Raw genomic sequence first — 10552 nt, forward strand, 5'->3', positions numbered from 1 at the left:
CCCATATTCACCTATGCCAACTTTAACTGATATTGGCACTTTAATTATCCGCGATCCGCACCTTCGCGGTGGCATCCCTATTATTGCAGGTACTGCCACATCGGTGCAGCGAATCGTAGTCTTATACAAACAAGGTAATAGTGCTGAGGAAATAGCAGCGGATCTGGATCATCTCACCTTAGCGCAGGTTTATGCTGCACTGACTTATTATCACGCAAATCGAGCAGAAATAGAAGCAGATTTAGCGGCTGAACAAGCTGAATATGAACGTTTGGCAGCATTAAATCGGCTAAAAATGCAGAAGAAAGCATGAGCCAAATTCGTCTTTACTTAGATGAAGATTCACGAAGTAAAAAACTATTGCAAGCTTTACAAAGTCGTGGTGTAGATGTCATTACAGTTTCCGAAACAGGGATGTTATCTCGCAGCGATGAAGAGCAATTAATTTGGGCTTTTACTAATCAAAGGGTAATTTATAGTTTCAACATTAGGGATTTTTATAGAATCCATACCAATTGGCTAGAAAGAGGAGATTCTCATGCAGGAATTATTTTAGGACAGCAAAATTATTCAGTGGGAGAACAAATGCGTCGCCTTTTGAGTCTAATTTCTGCCAAATCAGCGGCAGAAATGCAAAATCAAATAGAGTTTATCAGTGCTTGGAGTGAAGAGTAAAGATATTATCGATCGAGATAATTAGAATCCCGACTTCTCCAAGAAGTCGGGGTTGTGAGTATTCTGGTTTGTGACTACAAACTGCACAGCCTAACTAAAAGATCGATCGTCAAACGGCAATTCATCAAACCGCGAATCACTATCAGCCTCAGCATTCGCAACGGGGGGATTAGCGCGAGATGCCGGCGGCTTAACAGAATTCGCCTGGGCTACTGATAACTTGGCGGCAGGTTCCGATTTCTGTAGATTAACTACAGGTAACTCCCCGCCATTTTCTCCATTTTTGCCCGTTTGATTCCACATCATCATTCCCAGCAAACCATCAACCAAACCGCCACCGCTACCGTTGCCTGTTACCGCAACATCCGGCACAACTCGCACGTTGCGATCGCCTATAATTTGCATTAACTGCAAAGCCGTATAACCCGAACCTCCCAAAGCTACAACACCCGCGCGATAAGCTTCAGCTTGAGCATTTCCTTTCACCCGAATCGACTCAGCTTCGCCTTGAGCTTGTTTCACCTGAGAATTCGCTTTCAACTCAGAAATCTTCACGCCTTGTTCCGATTTCACCATCTCTTGTTGAATCTCAGCCAGCGCCGTTTCCCGCACCAATTGTTGCCGCTGAGTTTGTGCTAATTGCTGCACCTCATAAGTCTTGCACTGTTCTTCAGCAATTTTGCGATCTGTTTGAGTTTGCATCAACTCTGCAGGCGGCAAAATATCCCCGATCAAAGTATCAATTGCTTGCACGTCGTAGGTACGCAAAGCTGCTTTGATATACTCGGCGGCTTCCGCTTGTCTGCCGCTTCTTGCCGAGAGAAAATCTAATACAGAATAAGCTTGAGCCGAATTGCGGAAATAATTCCCAATTGTCGGCTGCAAAACGTGGTCTACTAAATTCTGCATCGAACCGACGCGAGAAATCACTTTGGGAGCATCCAAGGCTCCAACGTGAATAATCTGAGCTACTTCTAAATCAAAGGCAAAACCGTCTTGAGAACGCACGGTTAAAGACGAAAGTTGAGAATCGTAACTGTGCCTTTCTGTTTTTCCTGACCAGTTCAATACTATATTAGTAGTCGGCACTAACTCTACTTTCAAAATGCGAGTATTCAGCGGATGTTTCCCCGGATAAAGGGGAGTTACCCAAACCCCTTTATTGCCGACATTTACTAAATTTCCGTGAGTGAAAGCAGCGCCGCTCACATCTTCCGAGGTTTGGCCGACATAGGAAATAACCGCGCCGACATAGCCGATCGGGATTTCGGTCATCGCCACTTGGTCAACCCCGACAAACCAAGGATTTAAGTTCCACGAACCGGAAAGCAAAACCTGTTCCTGCAAACCGCGCCGCCCGCCGGCGGTGATAAATTTTTGCGCGTTTTGGAAGTTGTCGTGATTCGGAATAATTGGGCCAGCAATTTCGCCATCTTGAATCGGAACGCCGTCAAAAGTTGTGACAATTCCCACTTTATCAGGGGCAATTCTGTACAGCTTTAATTGTTCGGCTGTCATCCCGTGTTTGGCAGCATTTGCCGCTGTAATTACTGTAAATAATGCTGTATTAATTCGATAGCTACCGCCAGTCAAAATGCCGAGTTGTCTACCTTTTTCGCCGCCGCCTTTGAGGAATTGGCGAGCATCTTGAAAATTGTCACATTCTGTGATTTTGCCGAGGATGCGCTGCGGTGGAATTGACTTACCACCTGCTGCGATAATCAGGGCAATTTCACCTTGGGGAACTACAGTTAGAGACTCTTTGCGAACGTTGTACTGCAAAGGCCAATAACCCCAGTGCCAACCGGGGGGCAAAGTATCAGCTTGATATCCCGCTTCTCCGTTTAAGGCAATTAAATCTCCGGGCGGTAAAGACTTGCCGCCGAAGCTAAACTTTTTACTGACAATGCCAACTTCGCGATCGCCAATTACTACCAATCCGCCAAAAAATAATGGCAGCACTAGAATAATTATCATACCGCCGATCGCGATCGGGATAAATCCGCCCGGATCGAGCTGCATTGTCTGCACGGGAACAGTGGTACGCAACTGCCCTAACTGCAGGCTAGAATCAGGTTTTGCGACTAACTGAATCGAGGTTCCATTTGCGAGGGGGATATTGCTAGCTGCTAATACCGGCGAGGGTTTCAAACTGGTTGTTGCACTAAGTGCTAAAGACGCCGAAACAGCGGCTGCAAACTGTTTTAAAACGCGGATTTTGACTTGAGATTTGGACAAAAATGAATAAAGCATTTTTTTTTAGCAGGGCTAATTTATCCTAGGAGTTCCAGCTTAGCCTTACTAAAAAGTTTTGGCGTAAAACTTAAGGTCTTATCATTATTTGCCGTCATAATAGTCATATAGCAATCCTTGCAGGAGTCGTAAAATGTTTACCCCACCCCAACCCTCCCCTTATCAAGGGGAGGGAGTAAGAAATTCACAAATGATTTAGGATTCCTATATTTGTCAGTAAAAAAAATACTGCTCATTAAACTACAGGCTGACAATCCCCCGTTTTAAGGCGGAAATCGCGGCCTGCGTGCGATCGCTAACTCCCATTTTGCTCAAAATATTGTTGATGTGAAACTTGACGGTGCTTTCGCTGATGTGCAAAACTTCACTAATCTGGCTGTTGCTTTTACCAGCGACTATGAGGCGGATGACTTCTAATTCGCGATCGCTCAATTCAGGCCCACTCAGGCGATCGGCTAACTTAACACCCACTGCCAGCGGAATGTACTTTTTACCCTCAAAAACAGTCCGAATTGCTGCTAAAAGTTCCTCTGGTTCCGCATCCTTAAGCAGATAGCCCTTAGCGCCAGCTTGCAATCCGCGATAGATGTTTTCATCGCCGTCATAAGTCGTCAGCACCACAATCCGGGCGCTGGAAAACTCCGCACAAATCGCAGCAATGGCGGCGACTCCATCCATTTGGGGCATCCGCATATCCATAAGGGTGACATCGGGCTGATATTCGCGGAACATTGTTAATGCTTCCTGCCCGTTGCTTGCTTGCGCCACAACTTTAACATCTGATTCCTGATTCAGCAGCGCCACTAAACCTTGCCGCACAATATAATGATCGTCGGCAATTAAAACGCGAATAATATTTGATTGGTTAATCATGTTTACCCTGTTAATCTTATTAAAAAAACTGAATTTCTCACTACAAACTTACTATGTATGGTGCGAAATGTGCACCTTTACTGGCGATTAACTGAAACTATAACTTCTGTTCCGTTTCCGGGGCGGCTGTTTACTGTTAGCTGCGCGTTAATGCGATCGGCGCGTTCTCTCATTCCCAATAAACCAAAGCCATTCCTAAAACAGATACTTTCTGTATCAAATCCCTGTCCGTTGTCTTGCACCCGCAAAAGAAACTTGGATATTTCGTATACTAACTCAATTTTTATCGCCGTAGCTTTGGCATATTTGAAAGCATTTGTTAATGCTTCCTGCCCGATACGCAACAGATTATTTTCTACCTCTAATGGTAGGGAATATGCCGTGCCAACCACTTCAAAAATAGTGTACGTATCAGTATCTGATGACAGTTGTTTAGCGATTTGGTTGAGAGCGCTATACAAATCGCCCTCTTCTAACAGTTGCGGGCGTAAAGATTCTACGGATCGCCGCGCTTCGGCAAGTCCAGAGCGAGCCAATTCGCAGACTGTTTTCATGTATGCTTGTGCTTGTTCTGGATTGGCTGCTATTACCCGTTCGGCGGCTCCCAAATGTATGATGATGCCTGTAAAAGTTTGCGCTAAAGTGTCGTGAATTTCCCGCGCCATCCGGTTGCGCTCTTCGAGAATATTTTGGTCTAGGAGTTGTTTAGACATCCTTCTCAGACGCAATTGATTTTCGACGCGCACTAAAACTTCTTGTTGTTGAAAAGGTTTGGTAATATAGTCTATTCCGCCCAGAGAAAATGCTTTTACCTTATCTAAAACTTCTTGCAAAGCGCTGATAAAAATTATTGGGATATCTTGAGTTTTTGGAGTAGCTTTGAGCTGCTCGCAGACTTCGTAGCCATCCATGTGAGGCATCATAATATCCAGTAAAATTAAGTCGGGTAAATTGGCATTGATAAAGTTAAGAGCTAATTTCCCACTGGGAGCTAGGTGAACTTTATACCCAGCGACAGATAGTATGCTGCTTAAAAGTTTTAAGTTCTCAGGACAATCATCAATAACTAAAATACTTTCTTCGCGGGTAAAACGGAGGTTTTTCTTCATGTCTCATCCCTTAATGTGTGTATTAAATTTAGCAACTGTTCGTACTGAAAATTTTTAATGCAAGCTGCGATCGCCCTCGCTAAGGGCTGATTGATTTCGCGAATTTGACTGATGACTGTGTGCATCTGTTCCAAATCGAGATTGCTAATGGCTTGCTGAAGATTGGCTAGTAACTCAGGAGGCAATTCAGAAAAAGCGCTTTTTGTCAATACATTTACTTCATTTTCTGTGAAGCTGGGCGCAGCATTTAGTTCTTCAAAAACGAATTGCACTCCGATATGTTTGTGCAGAATATCAAATATGTTTGCTTCTCTAAATGGTTTGCGAATAAAATCATCGCAGCCGGTAGAAAGGACAACAGCTTTCTCTTCCTCAAAACTACTTGCTGTTATGGCAACAATTGCTGTCTGGGGTAGGCACGGGGGCACTACCCCTACAAAATCATCGTTTTCCGTAGGGGCAATCCCCCTGTGGTTGCCCTCTTTAATTTGTTTGGTGGCTTCATACCCATCCATCACCGGCATCCGCATATCCATAAAGATTAAGTGCGGCGAATATTGCTCCCACTTTTCTATTGCTTCTCTCCCATTTTTGGCTTCGTAAACTTCAAAACCGATCGCGGAAAGCAGTTTAACTAGCAGTTGGCGGTTGTCAAAAGCGTCGTCTGCAACGATAATCCGATAGCGGGGTTGATTGGGCGCGATCGCCATAACTCGTCTGGTTGGCTGTTCCCGTTGGCGATCGGCTTTTTCAACTGAATTAACTTTAATGTCAAATTTGAAAATAGTACCGCCTCCAGGACGAGAACTGACTGTCATTTCACCGCCCATTAAGTGTACAAAAGAACGTGCGATCGTTAAACCTAATCCTGTTCCTTGTTGCGATTCTTCCCCGGTTTTGGTTTGAACAAAAGCTTCAAATATCTTGTCTAATTCAATAACATCAATTCCATCTCCTGTGTCTTCAATCTCAAAGCTGATTTTCTGAGCAAAATCCTGATTTTTAACTTTTACATGAATGCCGCCTTCGGAGGTGAATTTAATCGCGTTAGAAAGCAGGTTAATCAAGATTTGGCGCAATTTTATTTCATCAGTTCGCACATATTGGGGAACGTCTTGCCTCCGCTCTACTAATAACTGCAATCCCTTATTTTGTGCCGGAATTTGGAACATATTTTTGATGTCGTCCAGCAGGCGGTGGAGGTCAAAATTGGTCTGGTTGAGAGTCGTGCGTCCCGCTTCTATTTTGGACAAATCTAATACTTGGTTAATCAGTTCGAGCAAATGTTCTCCGCTGCGGGTGATAATACTCAGGTGTTCTTGCTGTTCCTGCAATAAGTTAGAACCGCGATTTATTAATTGGGAAAATCCGAGAATTGCATTGAGGGGAGTCCGCAATTCGTGGCTCATATTTGCGAGGAATGTACTTTTTGCTCGGTTGGCTTCTTGTGCTGCTTCTTCAGCTCGTTGTCGCTCGATAATTTCCCGCTGGAGTTCGAGAGTGCGATCGCTCACTTGCTGTTCTAAAGTGCGGTTGTAGTCGGCTAAAACTTTTTCTGCTTGTTTGCGATCGGTGATGTCTTGAAATGTGGCGATCGCATAATTAATTTTACCCGTTTCATCCACAATTGGTGTGCTGGAAACTTCCAAGGAAACAATCTTATCAGGTAGGTGGAACTCGATATCATCTACTTTGACAGTTTCACCCCCCAAAGAACGCACGATTGGTATTTGTGCGGTGGGATATAACTCGTTAGTTCCCGCGAGATAAAGTTGATAAGCTTCTGCTAATTTCTCAGTATTTGCTTCGGCTATTGTGGGAATGCCACTTAGTTGATGTGCTGTCTGATTTGCGTAGGTAATTTGTCCGGTGGTGTCATGCACGGCTACCCCGATCGGCATAGCATTGATAAATTGAGTAAGCCGATTTTCGCGTTCTTTTACTTCTGTGTAGAGTTTAGCGTTAGTAAGTGCGATCGCCGCTTGTCCCGATAACAATTGCAAAACTTCCAGGCGATCGGGCGTAAAAGCTTGTGCGGTAAGGTTATTTTCGAGATAAACAATAGCAGCCAGTTGACCTTGATTCATCAAAGCAGCACACAAAATAGACTTGGGCTGACGTGCTTTGATGTAAGGGTCATTCGTAAACTTTCCTTCACGGGTGGCATCATTTAGCACTAAATTTTCTTGGGTTCGAGCGACATAATTGATAATAGCTTCGGAAAGTTCCGGGCAATTTTCAACTGGTTCAGATTGCAACACTGTTATCTGTTCATCATTCATTACACCTTCAGCTTCAATCAGCAATTTTCCCTGGGTTTCTATAATCAAATATCCTTTTTGAGCGCCGACATTTTCAATCAAAATTTTCATCAATCTGGAGAGTAATTTATCCTGTACAATTTCCCCAGCAATTGCCTCGGAAGCTTTCATGACTGTAGCGATATCCAAGGAAGAACTAGAACGGCTGCCCGTAGTTGATGTAGTGGTTGAAATTTCTTTATTTATCGGTTTATCGATCGTAAATAACTGCGGATATCGAGTTTCTAAATCTTTGACTTTAGCCGCTGCACCCCATAGCTGGTAGCAGTAACGAGCTTCCTGCATATAAGCTTTGGCTGTTAATTCTTTACCCCTAGATAAATAGAACTTAGCGGCGAGTTCGTAAGCGAGGGCGGCTTCGTGGATGTACTCGTTTTCTTTGGCGAGGGAAATTGCGCGATCGTAATAGTCGATCGCCCGTGCATCTTTACCAATAACCCGATATCTTTCTGCCTCAACTAAATTAAATTTGTGCAAGTGATTCATCGGAGCGTGATGCGCCCATTTTTTCATTTTTTTCTGATTAGCCCTGACTTTTTTTAAACCGTGCTTTTGCTGGTCAAAAGAAGCATTAGAATAAAACGAAAGTTGAGCCAGCGATTCATAAAAATAGCAGTAGGATACTTGCAGAGTTCCAGCGGCACTATCTACATACTGCATTGTGGAAGCTGCATTTGATACCGCTTCAGCATATTGCCCGAATAAATAACAGAGAATCATTTTATAAAAATGCAGGGCAAAAATCGAAGTGCGATCGTTAGCTTCAGTTAACAGTGATAGCGCAGTCCGCTCATCATAGGCATCCCCAATTAAATAGCAGGGATTTTCCGACTTACCTAATAAATTAAAAACCGACTGATCTAAGGGTCTAATCTGCCAAATAATTGGATCAAATTTTAACTTTTCTATCCCCTCGCGATAAGTAGCAATATCGCGTTCCAGCCCTGACAATTCAGCGCCGAAGAGGTACGAATAACCGCAGTAAGTTTGAGACGCACAAGCACGTTCTTCAACTTGTCCTGTTTCCAATCCGCTTTTGTAAGCTTCTAACAAAGATGGCAAACTTTCTTTAGCTGGTGCTTTCCAATGACGGATGAAGTCATTAAATGGAATAAGGACTTTAGTTTTTAATTCTGGCTTGCCAAATTGCTCCAACATCCTCAATGCTAGCTGACCAAATTTATAACCACCTTCAATATCTCCCACCACTCCGCACAAAATTAATCCATAAACTGCATAAGCATGGAGAGACTCAGGATAGTTGCCATACTTTACAGATAAAATCACCTGCTTAAACACAATTAAAGGCATCAGTTGAGGGGCAACGCCATAGGCGACAGTAGCCATAAATGACAAGATACGCAGTGCGGCTTGTTTAGCAGGATCGCTTCCTTGAGGTAAATTGGCTAAATCCTCAATGCGTTTCCCAGCTAGGGTTAACTTAACTTCCAGCAATCCGATTATGCTATCTAGATTGTTAGGCTTTGCGGGCAGTTTGACTCCCAACTGCCTCAGAATTTTTAGCCCCATATTAAGTGCCATATCTAGTTGATTTTGGGCAGCATGAGTACCCATTTTTACCTCGATAACTTTGACGCGATCGAACACTGTTTTAGCATTTGTTAGCACGAGGTTCCCTAAACTTTCCATCTGCTCAAAATCGCCCAATATGTAAGCTAGCTCTGCGGCTTCTTGATGCAGTTGTAAACTTAGCTTGTATTGCACCACCCAAGCGTTTTCGGCAAGCAAATTTATCCCCGTTTGCAGATAGTTAAAAGCTGCCTGATAAGCTGCCGATGCCTTGGCTTTTTTGCCAGCCATCAGATTTAACTGAGCCAGTTCATCTCTTTCTGTTTGATGGGAAATTAGCTGGCAGCCGAAATTGAGTTGATTAACAATGTCAAAAATTTGTTCTTCTGTGGGACAGGCATCTTGCCTGTCATCTGCGAGGGTATTTTGCAGCAGCAGTTTTCCTATTTGATGGTGAACCGCCGGCTTATCTTCTTCGGAAATCAGGGAATAAGCGGCTTGCTGAATTCTGTCATGAACAAACTTGTATTCTACGGATTGGGTACTGGGTAATTTGCCTGCAATTTCTAATTCCACATCTCCCATATTCCCCAGCAACACGACTAAATTCTCAGCAAGTGCTGCGTACAAATCATCCGCCGTTTGTCCCACAGATTTTTCGCAAAGTGAGGCGAGGGTTTTCAGGTCGAATAGATTGCCAATGCAGGCTGCTATCTTTAACGTTTCCTGCGTTTTCTCTGACAGTTGTTGAATTTTGCCAGCCATCAATTCGACAACATTATCAGTGAAATTTCTCGCTTGAATTTCTTCTAAATCCCACTGCCAACTCCCCTGTGTCCCCCCTTGGTGAGGCTGGGCTGTTTCATTCTCTTGTAGGGGCAATCCCTCCTGAAGAGCCCCGATATCTGAAACCCCTACCCCATCGTCTATGGGCTGGGCGGGCACGGGGGCACCGCCCCTACAAAACCCTGGTTTTTCGTAGGGGCAATCCCCCCGTGGTTGCCCCGAAACAGCCCTGGGGGTAAAGTCAAATTGTAACAGCCCTTCTGTATAAAGCGATTTGAGAAATTCATTCATAAAGAAAGGATTTCCGCCCGTTTTGAAAAAGACTAACTCGGCAAGGGAGTTGACTCTTGCTTCCGGGCAATTCAGGGCATCGGAAATCAGTTGAGTCACAGAGGATAAATCCAAAGGTGACAGGAAAATGCGATCGACTTTTGCCCCATTTTTGACAATCTCTTCAATTGTTAGCATTAACGGATGAGCAGCAGAAACTTCGTTATCCCGATAAGCCCCAATTAAAAACAGTCCCGCTGGCGAAGCATTCATCAGCAGTTGCATCAGTTTCAGAGATGCCCCGTCAGCCCACTGCAAATCATCGATAAATATTGTCAGAGGATGTTCTGGTTTAGTAAAAACTTTAATGAAGTTTTGAAACACAAAATTAAAGCGATTTTCCGCTTCACCAGCACCCAATTCTGGCGGGGCGGGTTGCTTGCCGATAATTAATTCAATTTCGGGAATCACGTCAATAATAACTTGACCGTTGATTCCCAATGCGGCTAATAATTTTTTCCGCCATTCTGTGAGATTGGCTTCGCTTTCTGCTAACAGTTGTTTGGCTAAATCCTGAAAAGAATTGACAATGGCGCTGTAGGGAATATTGCGCTGATATTGGTCAAATTTGCCGGAGATAAAATAACCGCGATGTTGAGTAATCGGTTTGTATAATTCTTGCACCAAAGCTGATTTGCCGATACCAGAATATCCCGAAATCAGCATCATTGAGCT

General features: G+C 43.9%; 6 protein-coding genes and 1 pseudogene. 2 read left to right on the forward strand and 5 right to left on the reverse strand.

The features are described from left to right. The first annotated feature begins 13 nt into the window (after positions 1–13). Both QT973_RS03120 and QT973_RS03125 read left to right on the forward strand, forming a co-directional pair. Complete coding sequence (locus QT973_RS03120) at positions 14–313, forward strand: DUF433 domain-containing protein (RefSeq protein ID WP_333249121.1); 300 nt, start codon at positions 14–16, stop codon at positions 311–313. Then, positions 310–675, forward strand: a complete 366-nt coding sequence (locus QT973_RS03125) for a DUF5615 family PIN-like protein (protein WP_333249118.1) — start codon at positions 310–312, stop codon at positions 673–675. The genes QT973_RS03120 and QT973_RS03125 overlap by 4 nt, the downstream gene beginning before the upstream one ends. A 90-nt stretch (positions 676–765) precedes the next feature. On the opposite strand, the gene QT973_RS03130 is transcribed toward QT973_RS03125, so the two are convergent. The 5 genes and pseudogenes from QT973_RS03130 to QT973_RS26995 form a co-directional block, all read right to left on the reverse strand. Continuing rightward, positions 766–2928 (reverse strand): flotillin family protein, encoded by a 2163-nt coding sequence (locus QT973_RS03130; protein WP_333390587.1) that lies wholly within the window; start codon positions 2926–2928, stop codon positions 766–768. A gap of 240 nt (positions 2929–3168) precedes the next feature. Continuing rightward, positions 3169–3798: a response regulator transcription factor gene (locus tag QT973_RS03135; RefSeq protein ID WP_333211441.1), complete on the reverse strand. Its 630-nt coding sequence runs from the start codon at positions 3796–3798 to the stop codon at positions 3169–3171. Between the two features lie 80 nt (positions 3799–3878). Continuing rightward, complete coding sequence (locus QT973_RS03140; protein ID WP_333056324.1) at positions 3879–4910, reverse strand: response regulator; 1032 nt, start codon at positions 4908–4910, stop codon at positions 3879–3881. Beyond that, positions 4907–9526, reverse strand: coding sequence for an ATP-binding protein (locus QT973_RS03145; RefSeq protein ID WP_445243044.1), 4620 nt, complete (start codon positions 9524–9526; stop codon positions 4907–4909). The genes QT973_RS03140 and QT973_RS03145 overlap by 4 nt, the downstream gene beginning before the upstream one ends. Positions 9527–9775: 249 nt before the next feature. Continuing rightward, positions 9776–10552: pseudogene (locus tag QT973_RS26995) on the reverse strand (ATP-binding protein); the annotation flags it as partial.

This window comes from Microcoleus sp. Z1_A1, assembly GCF_036700305.1.
Taxonomy (GTDB): Bacteria; Cyanobacteriota; Cyanobacteriia; order Cyanobacteriales; family Microcoleaceae; genus Microcoleus.

Coding starts and splice junctions, on each gene's coding strand:
- QT973_RS03120 (WP_333249121.1), top strand. CDS start 14: ATGCCAACTTTAACTGATATTGGCACTTTAATTATCCGCGATCCGCAC.
- QT973_RS03125 (WP_333249118.1), top strand. CDS start 310: ATGAGCCAAATTCGTCTTTACTTAGATGAAGATTCACGAAGTAAAAAA.
- QT973_RS03130 (WP_333390587.1), bottom strand. CDS start 2,928: ATGCTTTATTCATTTTTGTCCAAATCTCAAGTCAAAATCCGCGTTTTA.
- QT973_RS03140 (WP_333056324.1), bottom strand. CDS start 4,910: ATGAAGAAAAACCTCCGTTTTACCCGCGAAGAAAGTATTTTAGTTATT.
- QT973_RS03145 (WP_445243044.1), bottom strand. CDS start 9,526: ATGGCTGGCAAAATTCAACAACTGTCAGAGAAAACGCAGGAAACGTTA.